This window comes from Novosphingobium sp. BL-52-GroH, from assembly GCF_044813085.1.
GTDB lineage: Bacteria > Pseudomonadota > Alphaproteobacteria > Sphingomonadales > Sphingomonadaceae > Novosphingobium.
Genome location: NZ_CP171152.1, coordinates 2,252,197 through 2,273,311, shown reverse-complemented (window position 1 = coordinate 2,273,311; position 21,115 = coordinate 2,252,197). Strand labels below are relative to the sequence as shown.

Here is a 21,115-nt window from a genome sequence, read left to right as displayed (position 1 = left end):
CAGCCAGGGCAAGGAGACGCGCTCGATGACGATGACACGCAAGGCCATGGCTTTGGCGATCCCCCTGTCCATATTATTGGCAGCGTGTGGCGGCAGCGCCCCGGAAGACGATGCCACCAAGCCCGGCGCATCGCCAAGCCCGCTCCCGAATACGCAGTCCGCCATGGTCGATCCGGCACCACCGGCCTTTGCAGTGTGCCGTTCGTGCCATTCGACCCAGCCGGGACAGAATGGGATCGGCCCCACGCTTGCCGGCATCGTCGGCTCGAAGGCCGGCACGGTTCCGGGTTATGCCTTCAGTCCGGCGCTCAAGGCTTCCGGGATCACCTGGGATCGCGCGAGCCTGGATACCTGGTTGCAGGGACCGATGAAGATGGTGCCGGGGACCAGGATGGTCATTCCCGTTGGCGACCCTGCGCGGCGCAAAGCGATCCTCGACTATCTGGAGACGTTGAAGTGACGCCCGGCGAAGTCCACGCGCTGGCGGAAATCCACCAGCTCCTGTCCCGGTGCACACAGGCAGGCGACGCCCGCAAGCCCGATGCCTATGCCGAATGCTTCACCATGGATGGCGTACTCGAACTGCGGCACGAGACAATTTCCGGCCGCGAGGCAATCCGCTCATGGATCGGAGCACCCTCGGTGATCCCCCCTCCCGGCGACGGCACACCGGGATTCGTCAGCCATCATCTAACGACCTGCAACGTGGAATTTTCAAACCCGGATTCGGCCTTCGGCCGCACCTACTGGCTTGTCACCAGCGCCACCGGCCTCGACCATAACGGCTTCTACCTCGATCGCCTGGTTCGGGAGGAAGGCGAATGGCGGATCGCCCTGCGCCGCCCCCGGACCTTGTGGATGAGCCCGACAAGCCTGCTTCACGCATCGTGAAGACATGAAAAGGGCCTTGCGCGCTCCCGCACGCAAGGCCCTGCCACGCAGGCATCCAGGGGACAGGAGGATGCCTGGGGGAAACCGTCAGACCTTGCGGCCGGAGCCTTCGGCCTGTTCTGCCGGAACCTCCACCTTGGCCGGGATCGCCTGGGTATCACGCCTCGCCGCGCCCTGGGCAGCGTCGCAACCGTCGGAAGCAGCCTGCGTCATCTTCGGCTGCGCCCCCGAACCGTCGGAGCTGTAGGAAATCGAGCGCGTGCAGCCGTTCGCGTCGGTGGATGACGAATAGTAGGTCATGTGCACGCCTTCCGGAACCCCACCGGCGACGGTGAGGCCGGGTCCGCCATCGGTGGTGGCGACCGCATGCTGCTGCATGCTGGCGGTCTGCTGCTGGATGAGCGCGGCCCGCTGCATCATCGCATTCATCTGCGCGTCCATCATCGCGGAAATCCGCTCCATCCCCGCGAAGGGATCGACCATCATAGACAGGGTCGCCGGCGCACGAGCGTCGGCAGGGACGATCTCCACGCGGGGCGCGACATCGCCGGTATATTCGACGTGAACAACCGAACCGTCGGGCGCATCCAGCTTCATGGTGTGCAGCCCGGCAGTTGCGGCCTCGGCAACCCCAGCGCCCAGCAGAGCAACCGCAGCGGCGCCGAAAAAGTATTTCTTCGAAGGCATTCGCATTGGGATCATCCTCCTTCGTGACTCGACCCTTTGCGAGGAGAATGCTGCCCTTGCGAAGCTGAACCGGAGATTACGGGAATCTCGTCCCGACGCTGCTCCGCCGAAACGAAAAGGGCGGCCCCTTGCGGAGCCGCCCTTTCCTGTCTCGTCCGATCGAAATCGGAAACGAAGATTACTTGAGCTCGACGGTGCCGCCGGCTGCTTCGATCTTCGCCTTGATGTCTTCGGCTTCAGCCTTGGTCGCGCCTTCCTTGACGGCCTTGGGAGCCGCTTCGACGAGCGCCTTGGCTTCAGCGAGGCCCAGGCCGGTGATGGCGCGGACTTCCTTGATGACCTGGATCTTCTTGCCACCGTCGCCGGTGAGGATCACGTCGAATTCGGTCTTCTCTTCAGCAGCGGCCGGAGCGTCGCCCGCGGGGGCGGCAACGGCAACGGCAGCAGCGGCGCTGACGCCCCATGCTTCTTCGAGGGCCTTGGCGAGGTCGGCAGCTTCGAGGACGGTGAGCTGCGACAGTTCTTCAACAAGCTTGGCGATGTCGGCCATGATATTCACTCCTGATCTGTGGTCCCGTCACCGCCTCATGCGGCAACGGGATAAATCGTTAGAAACGTTCCGCTGGGCTTGACGCTCAGGCGGCTTCCTTCTCGGCGTACGCGGCGAAGACGCGGGCCAGCTTGGCCGCCGGAGCGGTCGAGAGCTGGGCGATCTTGGTCGCGGGAGCCTGAACGAGGCCGATGAGCTTGGCGCGCAGTTCGTCGAGCGAGGGCATCGAGGCGAGCGCCTTGACACCTTCGGGGGTCAGAACCTGCGAACCCATCGCGCCGCCGACGATCTCGATCTTGTCGGTCGTCTTGGCGAATTCGACGACGGCCTTGGCGGCTGCAACGGGGTCCACCGAAGAGGAGATACCCGTGGGGCCGGTCAGGAAGTCGCCGAGACCGACATAGTCGGTGTCCGCGATGGCAAGCTTGGCAAGACGGTTCTTCGCAACCTTGTAGTCCGCACCAACGTCACGCATCTTTCCGCGCAGGGCGGTGGACTGGGCCACCGTCATGCCGAGGTTGCGGGTGATGACCACCGCGCCGGCCTCGGAGAAGACCGCGTTGAGCTGGGCGACCGATTCGGCTTTCTGCGAACGATCCATGCCTTACTCCTTCACAATGGCTGCGAAAGGAGACCTCCCGCAGCCGGCTACGTAGTCCGACGTGCTCTTGCGAGCGCGCCGGGCGATTCCGTTCGAAGGGGAAGGAGTATCGTGCCTGAGCACGAAGATGGCACCATGCTCGAAGGAGCGAGGGGCCGTAAATTCTCTGTCCCCGCCTAGGCTGCAAATTAAGGGGGGAACCCCCAGCAACTGTCTCGGACGGCTGAACGACGGGAATCATCCCGCCGGTCGGAGCGGGCCAATGGCGGAAACGTGTGCCGGAGTCAAGCTTGGCGGCACTGCACCCGGCTGCGCGCCACGACCGCAGCGATCGTCAGCAGCGCCGTCGCCGGCAACGCCAGGTCTCCCAGCGTCGCCGCTCCCAGCACCGCCGCTGCAAAGAGCAGCAGGCCATGCCGCCACGGTCCGGTCAGCACCAGCCGGTCGCGCACGAACCACAGGCCGATCATGTAGAGCGCCAGCGACCCCGCGACGGTCAGGTTCCCTGCCAGTGGCGGCGCAGGGGGACCGCCGTGCCCTCCCGCCCCTGCCAGTCCGTCGATCACCACGGCGAAGCCGGCACCCGTCGCGGCGCCGCCGGCGTAGATCAGGGCATGGGCATAGCCCCAGCGAAAGGCGCTGGAGAACACCTGCTGGTCGACCGGCCCTTCCTGCGAGAAGTAGAGCCACCACATCGCGAACGTGATCGCCAGCGCCGAGAACGCCAGCAGCACCAGTTGGCCGACATGCGCCGCGGCCCCATCGGTATAAGTGAAGGCATTGGCGCTCGCCAGCAGCACTTCGCCTAGCACGATGATGACGAGCAACCCGTGCCGCTCGGCTACGTGGTGCAGGTGCCAGGGCGTCGTCCCGCGCCGCTCGGCCACCAGCGGCACCGACAGTTCGAGCAGCGCGCCCAGCCCGAACAGCGCCATCGCCGCCCCGGTGCTCTCGGGCCGCAGCCATTGCAGCGTCACGTTCCAATAGAGCTGCACCACCGAGATGCCGATCGCGTAAGTCAGCGCCGTGCGCCGATGGCGGGGATCGGCGCGCGCGGCGATCAGCCAGAACGCCACCATCCCCAGCCGCATCACCGCATAGCCCACGATCACCAGCGACAGGTCGAGCCCTTCGAACAGCCGCGGAATGCCGCCGGCGATGACCAGCGCCCCGGCCATGATAGCGCACGTAATGAGGCGATAGAGCGGTCCGTCGCTGTCGTAGGCCGAGGCGAACCAGGTGAAGTTGACCCAGGCCCACCACGTCGCGAAGAAGGCCATCGCGAACGTCGCCACGCCCATCGCGGCATGACCGCCCGCGACGGCATGGTGCAGCCCTTCGGCGGCGGAAGCCACGGCGATGACGATGACGAGGTCGAACAGCAGTTCCAGCGGGGTAGAGACGCGGTGCGCCTCGTGCGGATCGCGCGCGCCGAACGGCCGCCAGCTACGTGTCTTGGTCATGTCCTGCCGGGTCCCCACTGGTAGGTGATGGGCATAGGAGGAGCGGCGGGCCGAGGGCAAGGGGCGCAGGCGCGATCCGGCCTACGACCCCGACGGCCCCTCGTACCCCAGCAGGTCGCCCGGCTGGCAGCCCAGTTCGCGGCAGATCGCCTCCAGCGTGGAGAAACGGATCGCCTTCGCCTTGCCGGTCTTGAGGATCGACAGGTTGGCGAGTGTGATGCCGATCCGCTCGGCCAGTTCGGTCAGGGTCATGCGACGTTCGTGGAGCAGGTCGTCGAGCCGGACGACGATGTTCGCGCCTTCCTCGCCCATCAGACGGTGCCTTCCAGTTCGGCCCGCATTTCCGCCCCCTGGCGGAACACCCTCGCGAGGATGAACAGCACGATCGCCAGCAGGACCCCGCTGGGCGACAGGCCGATGCCGATGTCGACGTCGCCGCCCGCCTTCACGATGCTCGCGATCCAGGCGCCGATCAGGCCGGCGGGAACCGAGATCGCCTCGACCCCCAGCGTCAGCCAGCCCATCGCCGCCAGGCGCGCGGCGTTGACCGGGTTGAACGGATCGCCCTTGCCGACGGAATCGATGATGCGCAGAAGGTGGCGCAGGAACAGGAACGCGCAGCCCGCCATCGCCGCCACCAGCAGCATGATCGCGCCGATGCCGAAGAACCCGCTCGCGGTCAGCCCCTGCGCCATCGAGACCTCCGCGAGAATGTCGAGGCGCCCGAAGACCATGACTGGCGCCAGCATCAGGAACAGCAGCCCGATCAGCGCGACAATGGCCATCGAGAACAGCACCGCCCCGCGCGCGACGACCAGCAGCGGATCGCTGGTCAACGACTGTATCCGCCCGCTCACATCAGCACCGGGGCGAGCGCCACGACCAGGACCGCGCCCGCCACCGGCGCCTTCGCCTGGAACGAAGGTACGCGGATGGGTGTGGCTGGCACCAGAACGGCGACGGCCGCAACCATCGCAAACGCGGCAAGTAGCGGGCGCGCGGCCCGGATCGACCTTGTCATTGCATGTTCTCCGATATGCGTGATATCGAAATTCAATAAACTCCGGCCTACTTATTGTCAAACAATAATATCGAAAAACGATATGACAGCCTTTTCGACCATCGGTAGGGGAGCCTTGCCAGCCCGCGCCGTCCCTTCCCGAATCCTGTGATGATATCCCCCTCACCCGCGCGAACGCGGCATACCGCTTCTTCCTTCCAGCGCGCCGCAATCGGCAACGGGACCCACGCCTTGGCGGGCGCGACGAATGCAAGGAGGGATGCAGCAGGGAGGTTGGCCCGCACTGCCCACGAAAAAAGGGGCGGCTCCCGCGCAGGAGCCGCCCCTCGGGTGCCGGGCGTGACAGCCGGCAGGTCAGGCGTCGACGAGGTCGGGCTTTGCCGGGGCAGTGCCCCCGTTGGTCGCCTGCGTCGATGGCCTGTAGGTCCGGAAATCGAACCCGCTCGCCGGAGCGACATTCGCTTCCTCGTGCTCCCGATGCTGGAGCTGGATGCGGGCACGGCGCATGCGGGCCTTGCGGGCGGTGAACGGGTTGTCCTCGTCCGGCGCGGCCTCGACCATGCGGTCGAGCAAGTCGCGGCGCTCGTCGGCACTTCGCGGCAGTGGTGTCGCCGCCAGAACCGCGGTGGCGGAGCCTGCTGCGTGCGATGCATGAGCGGGCGGCGCCACCGGCTCCATCACAGCGGGTGCCGGAGCGACAGGCTCGGCAACGCTCGCGGGTGGCAGGACTTCAGGCGCGTAATCGACTTCCTCGTAGACTGGATCGCTGCGACGGCGGCGCATCGCGGCAACGCCAAGGCCGGCGATGCCAAGCGCGGCGAGCAAGCCGGCGATACCGGCGAGCGGCAGGTCGCCCTCTTCGCTGGCGGGACCGGCGACCGCTGCGGGCGCTGCCGGCGGCGTGTCGGCGCGCATGGGAGCGGGAGCAGCCGGCGGCACCGCGCCTTCGGCCAGCGCACCATCAGAGGCCGTTCCGCGGACCCGCGCCGTCGGAACGATCGGAGCGGTTTCCGCAACCGGCCGTGGCTCGCTGCTGGCGGCGGCGCGCGAAGCGGTTCGGCTGGCTGCCGGGGCAACCCTTTCAGCCGATGCCACCGGCGGCGGCGCATCCGGCGCATCCACCGGAGTGGTGACGGCGCCATACGACTGCGGCGCCGTGCCAGCGGTCGTGGCGCTCGTGCCGGACGATTCGGCAGGAGCGGTGGATTCGGGCGGCAGCGTCAGGATCGGGGTGGTCGGCGTCGTTGTCGGGCTCTGCGAGGGCACGGCAGCAGCCACTTCCTGTGGGACCGAAACTGGCGGCGCCGCGATGGGCGCGGAAGTCTGGACCTCCTGGGCAGCCGCAGGGATGGCGGAAAGCGCGAGGACGGCGGCGATCGCCGTCAGTGCGCGGGGCGAGCGGGGGGTGCGATCGTTCTTCATGCAACCAGCAATGCGCCAGACGCAAGGATGGAGCCCGCAATCGCCGCAATACAGGACAAGATGAAGTGCTTGGCGCGACGAACCGTTACTTCGCCGGCCGCACCACCGTTTCTTGCATTTACGCCAGATGAACGCGTCCCGAAGCGTTCATTTGTGGTTCACGGGCCGGACGTCGCCTTCCCGTCTCCATGACTTCGAGCGCCGATTAGCAGTTGCCCAGACCGCGACCGGGTTTGACACGTCGCCAATGCAATCCTATATGACGCGCTCGCTCGATCGCTTCGAGCAAGACGGGTCCATGCGCGGGGACACGTCCGGGAAGGAAGCGGTTCGGGACTCATCCGACGTGTAAGGCTGCCGGCCGCAGGACCATCCCACCCCCGGGAATCCGCGTGCCGGGCGGCCTTTTCGCGTTTCGGATGGCCTGCCTCACGGCCGGCCTATCGTTCTCGCGACGACGAAATTTTCCGGCCCGGTTCCGTTGCGAATCGGTCCCTTAAGAAGCGAAGAGGCAAGACCAGCTCATGGCCACCAAGCCCATCGACACCGCAGCGCGATCGCCCAAGAAGCGTATCCGCAAGATCTTCGGCGACATCCACGAAGTCGTCCAGATGCCCAACCTGATCGAGGTCCAGCGCGAGAGCTACGAGCAGTTCCTGCGCTCGGACCCGGCGACGGGCTACGTCTCGGGCCTCGAAAAGACCCTGCGCTCGGTCTTCCCGATCCGCGACTTCGCGGGCACCAGCGAGCTGGACTTCGTCCACTACGAGCTGGAAGACCCCAAGTACGACGTGACCGAGTGCCGCCAGCGCGGCATCACCTACGCCGCGCCGATGAAGGTCACGCTGCGCCTGATCGTGTTCGAGGTGGACGCCGAGACCGAGACCCGCTCGGTCCTCGATATCAAGGAGCAGGACGTCTACATGGGCGACATGCCCCTGATGACGGAAAACGGCACCTTCTTCATCAACGGCACCGAGCGCGTCATCGTGTCGCAGATGCACCGTTCGCCGGGCGTCCTGTTCGACCATGACCGCGGCAAGACCCACGCTTCGGGCAAGTTCCTGTTCGCCGCGCGCGTCATTCCGTACCGCGGTTCGTGGCTCGACTTCGAGTTCGACGCCAAGGACATCGTCAACGTCCGCATCGACCGCAAGCGCAAGCTGCCGGTCACGGCGCTGCTCTACGGTCTCGGCCTCGATTCCGAAGCGATCCTCGACCACTTCTACCAGACCGTGACGTGGAAGCGTGGCGACGGCGGCTGGCGGCTGCCCTACAGCCCCGAAGCCTGGCGCGGCGCCAAGCCCGCGTTCGACATCGTCGATGCACAGTCGGGCGAAATCGTCTTCGCCAACGGCACCAAGATCTCCCCGCGCGCTGCCAACAAGGCGCAGAAGGACGGCCTGGAAGAACTGCTGATCCCGACCGAGGAAATCTTCGGCCGCTATTCGGCCGTCGACCTGATCGACGAATCGACGGGCCGCATCTACATCGAGGCCGGCGACGAAGTCAGCCCCGAGAACCTCGAAGCGCTCGACCACGCCGGCATCGACCAGATCGCCCTGCTCGACATCGACGAGGTCAACACGGGCCCCTGGATCCGCAACACCCTCAAGGTCGACAAGGCCGAGAACCGCGAGATGGGCCTCGAGGCCATCTACAAGGTCATGCGCCCGGGCGAGCCGCCGACGAAGGAAACCGCCGAAGCCCTCTTCGACGGCCTGTTCTTCGACGCCGACCGCTACGACCTCTCGGCCGTGGGTCGCGTCAAGCTGAACATGCGCCTGGGCCTCGACGCCGAGGACACCGTCACCACCCTGCGCACCGAGGACATCCTCGCGGTCGTCAAGGAACTCGTCGGCCTCAAGGACGGCAAGGGCGAGATCGACGACATCGACAACCTCGGCAACCGCCGCGTGCGTTCGGTGGGCGAGCTGCTCGAGAACCAGTACCGCGTCGGCCTGCTGCGCATGGAGCGCGCCGTGAAGGAGCGCATGTCCTCGGTCGACGTGTCGACGGTGATGCCGAACGACCTCATCAACGCCAAGCCCGCCGTGGCCGCCGTTCGCGAGTTCTTCGGTTCCTCGCAGCTCTCGCAGTTCATGGACCAGACCAACCCGCTGTCGGAAGTCACCCACAAGCGCCGTGTTTCGGCCTTGGGCCCGGGCGGTCTGACCCGTGAGCGCGCCGGCTTCGAAGTCCGCGACGTTCACCCGACCCACTACGGCCGCATCTGCCCGATCGAAACGCCGGAAGGCCCGAACATCGGTCTGATCAACTCGCTGTCGACTTTCGCCCGCGTCAACAAGTACGGCTTCATCGAGACGCCGTACCGCAAGGTGATCGACGGCAAGGTGACCGGCCAGGTCGTCTATCTCTCCGCCATGGAAGAGCAGAAGCACACGGTGGCGCAGGCTTCGGCCGGCACCAACGAGGACGGCTCGTTCGCGGAAGAACTCGTCTCGGCCCGCCAGAACGGCGAATTCGTGATGAGCCCGCGCGATCAGGTCACGCTGATGGACGTTTCGCCCAAGCAGCTCGTTTCGGTCGCCGCATCGCTCATTCCGTTCCTGGAAAACGATGACGCCAACCGCGCACTCATGGGCTCGAACATGCAGCGCCAGGCGGTTCCGCTGGTCCAGGCCGACGCTCCCTTCGTGGGCACCGGCATGGAAGAAACCGTGGCGCGCGACTCGGGCGCCGCGATCTCGGCCAGCCGTGCCGGCGTGGTCGACCAGGTCGACGCGACCCGTATCGTCATCCGCGCCTCGGGCGATATCGAGGCCGGCAAGTCCGGCGTCGACATCTACCGCCTGCAGAAGTTCGAGCGTTCGAACCAGTCGACCTGCATCAACCAGCGTCCGCTGGTGAAGGTGGGCGACATCATCCAGAAGGGCGATATCCTCGCCGACGGTCCCTCGACCGAGCTGGGTGAACTGGCGCTGGGCCGCAACAGCCTCGTCGCGTTCATGCCGTGGAACGGCTACAACTACGAGGACTCCATCCTGATCTCCGAGCGGATCGTGAAGGACGACGTGTTCACGTCGATCCACATCGACGAGTTCGAAGTGATGGCCCGCGACACCAAGCTGGGCCCCGAGGACATCACCCGCGACATCCCGAACGTCGGCGAGGAAGCCCTGCGCAACCTCGACGAGGCGGGCATCGTCTACGTCGGTGCCGAAGTGCACCCGGGCGACATCCTGGTCGGCAAGATCACCCCCAAGGGTGAATCGCCGATGACCCCGGAAGAGAAGCTGCTGCGCGCGATCTTCGGCGAAAAGGCCAGCGACGTGCGCGACACCTCGCTGCGTCTGCCGCCGGGCGTTTCCGGCACTATCGTCGACGTCCGCGTCTTCAACCGTCACGGCATCGAGATCGACGACCGTACCCGCGCGATCCAGAACGAGGAAATCGAGCGCCTCGCCAAGGACCGCGAGGACGAGCGCGCGATCCTCAACCGCGCCACGTACAACCGCCTGCGGGACATGCTGATCGGCCAGACCGCCGCATCGGCGCCCAAGAGCGTCAAGAAGGGCGTGGAGATCACCGACGAGGTGCTCGCCGAGGCCGAGCGTCACGAGTGGTGGAAGTTCGCCGTCGCGGACGATCACATGCAGTCGCAGCTGGAAGCCGTGAAGGCCCAGTACGACGCCACCGTGAAGGCGATCCAGGAGAAGTTCGAGGATCGCAAGGAGAAGCTGGAGCGCGGCGACGAGCTGGCTCCGGGCGTGCTCAAGATGGTCAAGGTCTTCGTCGCGGTGAAGCGCAAGCTGCAGCCGGGCGACAAGATGGCCGGCCGTCACGGCAACAAGGGCGTCATCTCGCGCATCCTGCCCGTCGAGGACATGCCGTTCCTCGAGGACGGTACGCCGGTCGACCTGGTGCTGAACCCGCTGGGCGTGCCTTCGCGCATGAACGTCGGCCAGATCTTCGAGACCCACCTGGGCTGGGCCGCGCGCGGTCTGGGCCAGCAGGTCAAGCAGGCCCTGGAAGACTGGCGCCACGCCAACCCGAACCCGGAGGCCGCCGCGCCGCCGGAAGCGGTGCGCGAGCGTCTGATGACGATCTACGGCGAGCACTACGCCGAGGACATCGCCAGCCGCGACACCGAATCGCTGCTGGAACTGGCGAACAACGTCGTGAAGGGCGTCCCCATGGGCACCCCGGTGTTCGACGGCGCGGTGGAAGCCGACGTCGCCGCGATGCTGGAGCTGGCAGGGCTGCACAAGTCCGGCCAGTCGCACCTCTACGACGGCCGCACGGGCGACAAGTTCGACCGCAAGGTGACCGTGGGCATCATCTACATGCTCAAGCTGCACCACCTTGTGGACGACAAGATCCACGCCCGTTCGATCGGTCCGTACTCGCTCGTCACCCAGCAGCCGCTGGGCGGCAAGGCGCAGTTCGGCGGCCAGCGCTTCGGCGAGATGGAGGTCTGGGCGCTCCAGGCCTACGGCGCGGCGTATACCCTGCAGGAAATGCTGACGGTGAAGTCGGACGACGTGGTCGGCCGCACCAAGGTCTACGAAGCGATCGTCAAGGGCGACGACACCTTCGAGGCCGGCATTCCCGAGAGCTTCAACGTTCTCGTCAAGGAAATGCGCTCGCTGGGCCTCAACGTCGAACTCTCGTCGATCGACACCGACGAAGACGGCGTGGCGATCGCGGCGGAGTAAGGGGGACCGGGCGGAGCCTTCGGGCTTCGCCCCCCCCTCCCCCGCGCCCAGAGAAATTCACCCCCAGAGGGACTGAACTATGAACGACCTGTCCAAATTCACGAACCAGATGGCGAAGCCCGAGACGTTCGACCAGATCCAGATCGGTCTGGCGAGCCCCGAGCGCATCCGCTCCTGGTCCTTCGGCGAGATCAAGAAGCCGGAAACCATCAACTACCGCACCTTCAAGCCCGAGCGCGACGGCCTGTTCTGCGCGCGCATCTTCGGTCCCGTGAAGGACTACGAGTGCCTGTGCGGCAAGTACAAGCGCATGAAGTACAAGGGCGTCGTGTGCGAAAAGTGCGGCGTCGAAGTCACCGTGACCAAGGTGCGCCGCGAGCGCATGGGCCACATCGAGCTGGCCGCCCCGGTCGCGCACATCTGGTTCCTCAAGTCGCTGCCTTCGCGCATCGGCCTGCTGCTCGACATGCAGCTCAAGCTGCTTGAGCGCGTCCTCTACTTCGAGAGCTACATCGTCACCGAGCCGGGCCTGACCCCGCTCGAGAAGTACCAGATGCTCACCGAAGACGAGATGCTCGACGCCCAGGACGAGTATGGCGAAGACGCCTTCTCGGCCGGCATCGGCGCAGAGGCCGTCAAGCACATGCTGATGAACCTCGACCTCGAGCAGGAGCGTGCCGACCTTCTCCAGGAGCTTGAGACGACGAAGTCGGAACTCAAGCCCAAGAAGATCATCAAGCGCCTCAAGGTCGTGGAATCGTTCATCGATTCGGGCAACCGTCCCGAGTGGATGATCCTCGACGTCGTGCCGGTCATCCCGCCCGAGCTGCGCCCGCTGGTGCCGCTGGACGGTGGCCGCTTCGCGACCTCGGACCTCAACGACCTCTATCGCCGCGTCATCAACCGCAACAACCGTCTGAAGCGCCTGATCGAGCTGCGCGCGCCTGACATCATCGTGCGCAACGAAAAGCGCATGCTGCAGGAAGCGGTCGACGCGCTGTTCGACAACGGGCGCCGCGGCCGCGTCATCACGGGTGCCAACAAGCGTCCGCTCAAGTCGCTGTCCGACATGCTCAAGGGCAAGCAGGGCCGCTTCCGCCAGAACCTTCTGGGCAAGCGCGTCGACTACTCGGGCCGTTCGGTCATCGTGACCGGGCCGGAACTCAAGCTGCACCAGTGCGGCCTGCCCAAGAAGATGGCGCTCGAGCTGTTCAAGCCTTTCATCTACGCCCGCCTCGATGCCAAGGGTCTGTCCATGACCCTGAAGCAGGCCAAGAAGTGGGTCGAGAAGGAGCGCAAGGAAGTCTGGGACATCCTCGACGAAGTCATTCGCGAGCACCCGGTCATGCTGAACCGCGCGCCCACGCTTCACCGCCTCGGCATCCAGGCCTTCGAGCCCGTGCTGATCGAGGGCAAGGCGATCCAGCTCCACCCGCTCGTCTGCTCGGCCTTCAACGCCGACTTCGACGGTGACCAGATGGCCGTCCACGTGCCGCTTTCGCTGGAAGCCCAGCTCGAAGCGCGCGTGCTGATGATGTCGACCAACAACATCCTCTCGCCCGCCAACGGCAAGCCGATCATCGTGCCTTCGCAGGACATGGTGCTGGGCCTGTACTACCTGTCGCTCGACCGCGACGGCGAGCCGGGCGAGGGCATGAAGTTCTCGGACATGGCCGAAGTGCACCAGGCGCTCCACGTCGCCGCCGTCACGCTCCACTCGAAGATCGAGGCGCGCGTGCCGCAGACCGACGAGAACGGCAACCAGTACATGGCGCGGTTCCACACCACGCCGGGCCGCATGCTGCTGGCCGAGTGCCTGCCGCGCTCGCACAAGGTGCCCTTCGACGTCGTCAACCGCCTTCTCACCAAGAAGGAAATCGGTGACGTCATCGACCAGGTCTACCGTCACACCGGCCAGAAGGACACGGTGCTGTTCGCCGACGCGATCATGTCGCTGGGCTTCCGCCACGCGTTCAAGGCCGGCATCTCGTTCGGCAAGGACGACATGATCATCCCGGACAGCAAGGTCGCCCTCGTCGCCGAGACCAAGGAACTGGTCGCGGACTACGAGCAGCAGTACCAGGACGGCCTGATTACCCAGCAGGAGAAGTACAACAAGGTGATCGACGCCTGGAGCCGCTGCGGCGACCAGGTGGCGAACGCCATGATGGACGAGATCAAGGCCCAGCCGATCGATCCCGAGACGGGCCGCATGGCCCAGATCAACTCGATCTACATGATGAGCCACTCGGGCGCGCGTGGTTCGCCGGCGCAGATGAAGCAGCTCGCCGGTATGCGCGGCCTCATGGCCAAGCCGTCGGGTGAGATCATCGAGACCCCGATCATCTCGAACTTCAAGGAAGGCCTGACCGTCCTTGAGTACTTCAACTCGACCCACGGTGCCCGTAAGGGCCTGGCGGACACGGCGCTCAAGACGGCGAACTCGGGTTACCTGACCCGCCGCCTCGTCGACGTTTCGCAGGACTGCGTGGTCGTCATCGACGACTGCGGCACCGAGCGCGCGCTGGAAATGCGTTCGATCGTTCAGGGCGGTTCCACCATCGCCTCGCTTGCCGAGCGCATCCTGGGCCGGACCCTGGCCGAGGACATCGTCGACAAGGAAGGCAACGTCATCGCCTCGACCGGGCAGCTGCTCGACGAGCCGGCCGTTGCCGCGATCGAAGCCACCGGCCTGCAGGCCGCGCGCATCCGTTCGCCGCTGGTCTGCGAAGCGACCCAGGGCGTCTGCGGCAAGTGCTACGGGCGTGACCTCGCCCGTGGTACCCCGGTGAACATCGGTGAAGCCGTCGGCGTCATCGCGGCGCAGTCGATCGGTGAGCCGGGTACGCAGCTGACCATGCGTACCTTCCACATCGGCGGTGCGGCGCAGCTCAACGAGACCTCGCACCTCGAGGCGGTCAGCGCGGGCCATGTCGAATACCGCGACATCCCGACGATCGTCGACAAGCGCAACCGTCTCCTGTCGCTGGCCCGCAACGGCGAGATCGTGCTGTTCGACAACGAAGGCCGCGAGCGCGCTATCCACCGCGTGCCTTACGGTACGGTGCTGCTGCACACGAACGGCGCGAAGGTCGAGCAGGGCGAACGCCTGGCCGAGTGGGATCCGTTCACGCTGCCTATCATCACCGAGACCTCGGGCATCGTGAAGTACCAGGACCTGATCGACACCCGCACGCTGACCGAGCACGTCGACGATGCGACCGGCATGACCAGCCGCGTCGTGACGGAAGACCGTTCGTCCAGCCGCGCCAAGAAGAAGGAAGACCTGCGTCCGCGCATCACCCTTCTCGACGACGCGAGCGGGGAATCGGCGCGCTACATGCTCGCTCCGGGCACCACCCTGTCGGTCGAGGACGGCCAGCGGATCGAAGCGGGCGACATCGTCGCGCGTGCCAGCCGCGAAGCCGCCAAGACCCGCGACATCACCGGTGGTCTGCCGCGCGTCGCCGAACTGTTCGAAGCCCGCAAGCCGAAGGACAACGCGGTCATCGCCAAGGTCTCGGGCCGCGTCGAATTCGTTCGCGACTACAAGGCCAAGCGCAAGATCGCGATCATCCCCGAGGAGGGTGAACCCGTCGAGTACCTGATCCCCAAGTCCAAGGTCGTGGACGTTCAGGAAGGTGACTGGGTCAAGAAGGGCGACAACCTGGTTTCGGGCTCGCCCGACCCGCACGACATCCTGGAAGTCCTCGGCGTGGAAGCGCTGGCGGAATACCTGGTTGCGGAAATCCAGGAAGTCTACCGACTGCAGGGCGTGAAGATCAACGACAAGCACATCGAGGTGATCGTTCGCCAGATGCTGCAGAAGGTCGAGATCACCGACGGCGGCGACACCACGCTGCTGGCGGCCGAGCAGGTCGACTACGAGGAAATGGCCGAGTACAACGCCAAGCTGAACCCCGGCCAGAAGCCGGCCGAAGGCAAGCCGGTGCTGCTGGGCATCACCAAGGCCTCGCTGCAGACGCGCTCGTTCATCTCGGCGGCTTCGTTCCAGGAGACCACCCGCGTGCTCACGCAGGCGGCCGTGGAAGGCAAGACCGACTCGCTGATCGGCCTCAAGGAGAACGTCATCGTCGGCCGCCTGATCCCGGCGGGCACCGGCGCCGGCATGAACCGCGTCCGCGTGGCGGCCACCAGCCGCGACGCCGCCCTGCGCGCGGCCACCCGCCGCATGCAGGAGGCCCTCATCCTCGCCAACACGGCCGAGGAAGAGCACAAGGCGGAACTGGCCCGCGACGTGCGCGACGACCTGGGTGACAGCCCGCTGGCGGCCGTCGAGGGCGAGACCCACGGCACCGACGCCGATGCGGGTGACTACCTCATCAAGGGTGACGACCAGACCGAGGGCGGCGACGAGGCATAAGCCTCTCTCCTCCCGCCTGATCGGCAAACGAAAAGCCCCGCCGGAGCGTTCCGGCGGGGCTTTTTCTATGCTCGCCGGCCCGGGGAGGGGAACCATGCGAAGCATGGTGGAGGGCCTCGGGCCGGCTCACGCGACCGCCCGGGCAGGAAACGGATCGGCTTCACGACGAGATGCCGCGCCTGTGGCAAGGCCGCTGACGCTATCAGGTCATGCCCATCCGCTCGCCAGGAACCGCTTCGCAAGGCCCGCCAGGAACGCCGCTCCGCGTGGCATGACCGTCTCGTCGACCATCATCTTCGTCGAGTGGATGCCACAGCACTGTCGCCAGTCGTCGCCTTCGTGGCTGACGCCGAGGAAGAACATTGCCCCGGGCACTTTCTCCAGCACGTAGGCGAAATCCTCCGCCCCCATGATCGGATCGACGAGGCGAAGGAACGCGCCCTCGCCCAGCATCTCGCGCGCCACCGTTTCGCCGAAGTCCACCGCGCCCGGATCGCACAGCGTCACCGGGAAGCCTTCGAGAATGTCGACCTCGGCCGCAAGTCCGTGCGCCCCGGCGATCCCGGCGGCGAGGAGCGGGATCTCGTCCTTGAGCCGCGCGCGGTTGGCGGCCGAGAGCGTGCGCATGGTGCCCGTGAGCGTGGCGCTGTCGGGAATGACGTTGTGAGCGGTGCCGGCCTCGATCCTGGCGATGGTGACGACTACGGGATCGAACACGCTGAAGCGGCGCGCCACCATGGTCTGCAGGGCGCCGACGATCTCGCAGGCGATCGGCACCGGGTCGAGCGTGTCGTGCGGCATCGAGGCATGGCCGCCGCGCCCGGTGACGGTGATCCGCAACTGGTCCGCCGCCGCCAGCAGCGGCCCCGCGCGCCCGCCGATCAGCCCGTGCGGGGCATTGGGCATGACGTGGAGAGCGAAAGCGGCGTCGGGCAGCGGGCGGTCGAAACCCTCGCCCCCCAGCAGGCCGTCGTCGAGCATGAAGCGGGCCCCGTGGTAGCCTTCCTCGCCCGGCTGGAACATGAAGCGCACTTCGCCGGCCAGGGTTTCCACCTGCCCCGCAAGGACCTGCGCAGCGCCCGCCAGCATGGCGACGTGGGCATCGTGGCCGCAGGCGTGCATCACGCCCGGCACCGTCGAGGCAAAGTCCAGCCCGGTTTCCTCGGGCATCGGCAAGGCATCCATATCGCCGCGCAGGAGGACGCTGCGCCCGGGCCCCGCACCACCCTTCAGCGTCGCGACGAGACCCGTCGTCGAGGGGCCCTCCGCCCATTCCAGGGGCAGGTGATCGAGCGCGGCGCGGATCTTGTCGCGCGTCCTGGGAGTAATCAGGCCGATCTCGGGTTCGGCATGAACCGCGCGACGCAGGGCGACGATGCGGTCGGAAATGGCAGCGGCTTCGGCAACGAGGGATTCAGGCATCGGGCCATGATACGCCGCCGGGCCCTCATGTCGAGCCCGTCGCGGTTCCCGTCCGGGCCCGGAGTCGGGTCAGCCCAGCGGTTCGTCGTCGATGCCGACCGCGATCTGGCCGGCCTCGACCTTTTCCAGGGTGCGCCAGGCCATCACGCCCATGGCGACGTAGGACACAGCCCCCGCCAGCGCCACGGCCCAGGCCGCACCGCTCGGGCCGATCGGGATGAACTGCCAGAGCCCGAAGCCGAGCGCCACGACCGCGATCAGCCGCGCCACCAGCGACAGCCGGGCTCGCCCGGTCGCATGCAGCACGGGCTCGAAGGCCACGCTGGCAAGGTCGAAACTGGCGGCGATGGCCAAAGGCACCAGGATGCCCGCGCCGCTTTCGAAGGCCTCGCCACCGATCATCGCCAGCAGTTGCTCGCCCGCGAAGATCGCGATGAGGACGACCACGACGCCGGCCAGGCCTGCGATGAGGCTGGTCTGCAACGCCAGCTTGCGGAACTCGGCCGCCTTGGAGGCGACTCGCACGCGAGCGACCTCGGCATAGACCGAGCGGGTGAGCAGGGTCGAAAGCTTGCTCAGCGCCTGCGAAAGCTGCGAGGCGAGGCGGTAGAGGCCCGCCGCACGGGTACCCACCCAGCCGCCGACGACCAGCAGCGGCCCGTTCTTCATGGCCGCATCGATGGTCGATCCCGCATAGGTAATCAGGAAGAAGCGCGTGACGCCCGGATTTTCCTCGAGCGCCATGCGCCACTTGCTGAAGTTGGAAACCCGCACCGCCTGTGGGCACAGCCGCCGCGCCATGATCCAGTAGAGGATGGCCTCTAGGATATCGATCGCCGCCCAGGCCGCCAGGAACCGTCCGACGCTGGGGCCGGTCGCCCAGATGACAAGCGCGGCGACAAGTCGGCCGCTGGGGACGATGGCCTCGACGTAGACCGCCATGTCGAAGCGGTTGAGCGCGCGCACGATGCCGGTCGGCGCGGAGACGAGCGCCCAGAGCGAACCGCAGCAGAACCAGAAGGCGACGTCGACATAGCCGGGGTTCAGTTCCAGGATATGCGCGAAGCCGTAGATCATGATCGCCGCCAGCACGCAGCCGATCGTGGCGCCGACCGCGTCGAGCATGCCGCACAGCATGCCGAGGCGACCGAACTTGTCCCAGTCCTTGTTGTGCAGGTGCTCGGTGCCGTAGCGCACGACGACGCGCCAGGTCTGGAACCCCGCGAGAGAGGTCAGCGCCTGCGCGGTGCCGAAGATCAGCGAGAAGTGGCCGAAGTCCTTGAGACCGAGCGTGCGGGTCAGGATCGCCAGATAGGCAAGGCCGCAGATTGCGCCGAATCCCTTGCCGCCGAGCAGCCAGGCCGTGTTCTGGAGTATCCGCCCTAATGGAGAGGCGCTCTCCTGGCGGTCGCGTTTGGCGGGCATCGGGGTGCATTTGGACGACAGGGCTGTCACTTGCAAGGGATCACTCGTAGTTGGGATGGATCAGGTGCCAGCTCCCGCCAGAGCTTTGCCTTTTGCGCCGCAATCGCTAGATGGCGCCGCTCCCCCAAAGCAGGTTGAACCTGAACCATGATAGAACACGCCATCCTTCTCAGCGCCGGCCAAGGCTCGCGCCTGCTCCCGCTCACCGCAGAGCGGCCCAAGTGCCTGATCGACTTTTCGGGCCGCTCGCTGATCGAGTGGCAGATCGAGATGCTCGCCCGCGCCGGGGTCAAGCGCATCGACGTGGTCACCGGATTCATGACCGACATGCTGGAGGAACACCTCGCCTCCATCCGCGACCCGCGGGTGGAAATCGCGATCCGTTTCAATCCCTTCTTCAAGGTGGCGGACAACCTCGGCTCGTGCTGGATCGCGCGCGACGCCATGCGGGACGACTTCCTGATCCTCAACGGCGACACGCTGGTTTCCGAGGACATCGTACGCCGGGTCCAGCAAGGCGCTCAGGGTCCCGATGGCCGCCCCTGGCCGGTGACGGTGACCGTCGACGTCAAGGCCGACGGCTACGACAGCGACGACATGAAAGTCGAGCGCGAAGCCGACGGCCGCCTCGTCCACATCGGCAAGACGCTCACCGCGGCGCAGTCGAACGCCGAGTCGATCGGTTTCCTTGCCTTCCGCGGCGAGGGTGTGGACCTGTTCCGCGAGACCGTCCGCAAGGCGATGCGCACGCCAGAGGGCGTACAGCACTGGTATCTCAAGGTGATCGATTCGATCGCACCCACCGGCAAGGTCGGCACCGTCTCGATCGAGGGACTGGACTGGGCCGAAGTCGACTTCCTCAACGACATCGAGATCGCGACCAGGCTGACCGACACCTGGGCGTGACGATCCCATCGGCGCAAGATCGTCGTCCCGGACTTGAGCAGGGACCGTAAGCGGGTCCCGGGTCGCGCCCGGGACGACGATGGTCAGCCCGCGAAATAGCCTTTGAGCCACGCTACGAGCGCATCGAGGTCTTCACCCTCCAGTGCTACCGCATGGCCGAGGTCCGGCACTTTGGGCCAGCCGCAGTCGACGAACTCGCGGCCCTGCCATTCGCGCGCGCCTTCGTAGCGGGGGATGACGTGGAAGTGGACGTGGGGGTCCACCATCATCAGCATCAGGTAGTTGAGCCGGGAATAGGCTACCGCCTCGCCCAGCGCCGCCTCGATCGCGGTGGTGACGATCTTCAGCTCGGCATGGGCCTCGGACGGAAGGTCGCCGAATGCGGTCGCCTCGCTCCTGGCCGCCAGGACCAGCGAACCCAGCGTCGGCTGCGCGGGCCGGGCCAGCACCACCCAGTGCGCGAACTCGGCGACCAGGCTCGCAGGCCAGCCGAACTTCTCGATCGTCGCGTTCATGCAGTCAGGCCCTCCGACAGCCAGGACGTGATCGTACCGCCCCTGGCCAGCACGATCCAGGCCTGGACCAGCCGCACCGCGTGGACGAGGCACGACAGGACCGTCCACCAGGCCACCGCGACGAGCCCGAGGTCCGGCCGGGCGAACACCATCGCCACGAACAGGATCACCATGTTGGGGTTGCGCCGGGCGGTGACGAGGCGGAACCGGCTGTCGAACGGCCGCCAGACGTGGATGTGCATGCCGGCCTGGCGGATGAACACGCCCTCGATCAGCCGCTGGACGAGGTAGCCGCCCTGTATCGCGCCCTGCACCCACCAGAACGTCGCGGGATCGTAGGCCAGGCCCCAGAAGCCGAGGCCGGTCGCCCAGAACCACCACCAGAACGGCGGATGGACGAGGTCCATGCCGTGGTCGAACACGTTGCCCCAGGCCGAGGAGGTGATCGTGCAGCGCGCCAGCTTGCCGTCCACGGTGTCGAGCACCATGAACACCAGGCCGGTCGCCATTCCGGCCCAGTAGTGCCCGTAGGCGAACAGCACCGTGGCGACCACGCAAAACGCCGCGCCGACGGTCGTCACCATGTTGGGCGTGATGCCGAGCTTCGCGCAGATCCGTGTCAGTGCCAGCGCCCATTCGGGCCAGAGGTATTTGGTCAGGAGGTCGGTCACGCCCTTGTAGGCGCCGAAGTAGCTGGCCCGCTCGATCGGCCGCACCGTCGCCGGCGTCAGCGGCATCAGGAACGGCGTCTCGCGCTTGCGCAACTGCTTGTTCTCGATCGTCGGGCCGGCCTCGAAGGCGATCACCTCGAGGCCGGAGGTGTCGGCCAGCGGCCGGCCCTCGGCCATGGCCTGCGCGACTCGTGCGGTCTGGCCCCCATCGGCGGCATGGGCAAGCGCCGGAATCCCGCCGAGTGTGAGGACGACACCGGGCCGGTCGGTGATGTTGGCAAACCACGCCGGGTCCCAGGCATGGGCCGCATTGGACAGGATCGCCGGCCCGGCCGGTGCCGCCGCCACGGGATCGAGGCCTGCCGCCCGGGCGATGCGCTCCACCCGCCGGGCTATCGTCAGCCCCCAGAGCTTCACGGGATTTTCGCCGATCGTTGCGACCGGCATTGCCTTTGTTTCCTGCACCATGACCGCAGCC

At 66.6% G+C, this 21,115-nt stretch carries 17 protein-coding genes; 5 read left to right on the top strand and 12 right to left on the bottom strand.

Annotated elements, in window-relative coordinates:
• Positions 1-25 precede the first annotated feature (25 nt).
• Positions 26-460 (top strand): c-type cytochrome, encoded by a 435-nt coding sequence (locus ACFFDA_RS23625; RefSeq protein ID WP_404479708.1) that lies wholly within the window; start codon positions 26-28, stop codon positions 458-460.
• Entirely contained in the window at positions 457-891 is a 435-nt protein-coding gene (locus tag ACFFDA_RS23620; RefSeq protein ID WP_404479707.1) for a nuclear transport factor 2 family protein, read from the top strand. Before ACFFDA_RS23625 ends, ACFFDA_RS23620 begins: the two co-directional genes overlap by 4 nt.
• A gap of 87 nt (positions 892-978) precedes the next feature.
• Here ACFFDA_RS23620 and ACFFDA_RS23615 read toward each other — a convergent pair whose 3' ends face one another.
• The 8 genes from ACFFDA_RS23615 to ACFFDA_RS23580 all read right to left on the bottom strand — a co-directional run bounded on the left by ACFFDA_RS23615 (position 979) and on the right by ACFFDA_RS23580 (position 6,635).
• Positions 979-1,578, bottom strand: a complete 600-nt coding sequence (locus ACFFDA_RS23615) for a hypothetical protein (protein WP_404479706.1) — start codon at positions 1,576-1,578, stop codon at positions 979-981.
• 178 nt (positions 1,579-1,756) lie between these two features.
• Positions 1,757-2,128, bottom strand: a complete 372-nt coding sequence (gene rplL / locus ACFFDA_RS23610; protein WP_404479704.1) for a 50S ribosomal protein L7/L12 — start codon at positions 2,126-2,128, stop codon at positions 1,757-1,759.
• 85 nt (positions 2,129-2,213) lie between these two features.
• A complete protein-coding gene (gene rplJ, locus ACFFDA_RS23605) occupies positions 2,214-2,729 on the bottom strand; it encodes a 50S ribosomal protein L10 (RefSeq protein WP_404479703.1) in 516 nt (171 codons plus the stop codon).
• A 284-nt stretch (positions 2,730-3,013) separates the two neighbouring features.
• Positions 3,014-4,192 carry a low temperature requirement protein A gene (locus ACFFDA_RS23600; protein WP_404479702.1) on the bottom strand — a complete coding sequence of 393 codons (1,179 nt, stop codon included), beginning with the start codon at positions 4,190-4,192 and terminating at the stop codon, positions 3,014-3,016.
• An 81-nt stretch (positions 4,193-4,273) separates the two neighbouring features.
• The gene (locus tag ACFFDA_RS23595) at positions 4,274-4,504 is read right to left on the bottom strand and encodes a helix-turn-helix domain-containing protein (protein ID WP_404479701.1); all 231 of its coding nucleotides are present in this window, start codon (positions 4,502-4,504) and stop codon (positions 4,274-4,276) included.
• The gene (locus ACFFDA_RS23590) at positions 4,504-5,028 is read right to left on the bottom strand and encodes a DUF2975 domain-containing protein (RefSeq protein WP_404479700.1); all 525 of its coding nucleotides are present in this window, start codon (positions 5,026-5,028) and stop codon (positions 4,504-4,506) included. The genes ACFFDA_RS23595 and ACFFDA_RS23590 overlap by 1 nt, the downstream gene beginning before the upstream one ends.
• Before the next feature lie 17 nt (positions 5,029-5,045).
• Positions 5,046-5,213, bottom strand: coding sequence for a hypothetical protein (locus ACFFDA_RS23585; protein ID WP_404479699.1), 168 nt, complete (start codon positions 5,211-5,213; stop codon positions 5,046-5,048).
• Positions 5,214-5,567: 354 nt separating this feature from the next.
• Positions 5,568-6,635, bottom strand: coding sequence for a hypothetical protein (locus ACFFDA_RS23580; RefSeq protein ID WP_404479698.1), 1,068 nt, complete (start codon positions 6,633-6,635; stop codon positions 5,568-5,570).
• Positions 6,636-7,159: 524 nt separating this feature from the next.
• Between ACFFDA_RS23580 and rpoB the strand changes: the two genes are divergently transcribed.
• Both rpoB and rpoC read left to right on the top strand, forming a co-directional pair.
• Positions 7,160-11,314 carry a DNA-directed RNA polymerase subunit beta gene (gene rpoB, locus ACFFDA_RS23575; RefSeq protein WP_404479697.1) on the top strand — a complete coding sequence of 1,385 codons (4,155 nt, stop codon included), beginning with the start codon at positions 7,160-7,162 and terminating at the stop codon, positions 11,312-11,314.
• A gap of 79 nt (positions 11,315-11,393) precedes the next feature.
• On the top strand, positions 11,394-15,698 hold the full coding sequence (gene rpoC, locus ACFFDA_RS23570; protein WP_404479696.1) for a DNA-directed RNA polymerase subunit beta': 4,305 nt from the start codon (positions 11,394-11,396) through the stop codon (positions 15,696-15,698).
• Positions 15,699-15,905: 207 nt separating this feature from the next.
• Here the strand turns inward: rpoC and ACFFDA_RS23565 are convergent, their stop codons facing one another.
• Together ACFFDA_RS23565 and ACFFDA_RS23560 are read right to left on the bottom strand one after the other, a co-directional pair.
• Positions 15,906-17,120 carry a M20 family metallopeptidase gene (locus tag ACFFDA_RS23565; RefSeq protein WP_404479695.1) on the bottom strand — a complete coding sequence of 405 codons (1,215 nt, stop codon included), beginning with the start codon at positions 17,118-17,120 and terminating at the stop codon, positions 15,906-15,908.
• A 69-nt stretch (positions 17,121-17,189) separates the two neighbouring features.
• Complete coding sequence (locus ACFFDA_RS23560; RefSeq protein WP_404479694.1) at positions 17,190-18,545, bottom strand: lipopolysaccharide biosynthesis protein; 1,356 nt, start codon at positions 18,543-18,545, stop codon at positions 17,190-17,192.
• 147 nt (positions 18,546-18,692) lie between these two features.
• On the opposite strand from ACFFDA_RS23560, the gene ACFFDA_RS23555 reads away from it, so the two are divergent.
• Positions 18,693-19,451: a sugar phosphate nucleotidyltransferase gene (locus ACFFDA_RS23555; RefSeq protein WP_404479693.1), complete on the top strand. Its 759-nt coding sequence runs from the start codon at positions 18,693-18,695 to the stop codon at positions 19,449-19,451.
• A gap of 83 nt (positions 19,452-19,534) precedes the next feature.
• Here the strand turns inward: ACFFDA_RS23555 and ACFFDA_RS23550 are convergent, their stop codons facing one another.
• On the bottom strand, positions 19,535-19,966 hold the full coding sequence (locus tag ACFFDA_RS23550) for an HIT family protein (RefSeq protein WP_404479692.1): 432 nt from the start codon (positions 19,964-19,966) through the stop codon (positions 19,535-19,537).
• Positions 19,963-21,084 carry a CDP-alcohol phosphatidyltransferase family protein gene (locus ACFFDA_RS23545; RefSeq protein WP_404479691.1) on the bottom strand — a complete coding sequence of 374 codons (1,122 nt, stop codon included), beginning with the start codon at positions 21,082-21,084 and terminating at the stop codon, positions 19,963-19,965. Before ACFFDA_RS23545 ends, ACFFDA_RS23550 begins: the two co-directional genes overlap by 4 nt.
• Positions 21,085-21,115 lie beyond the last annotated feature (31 nt).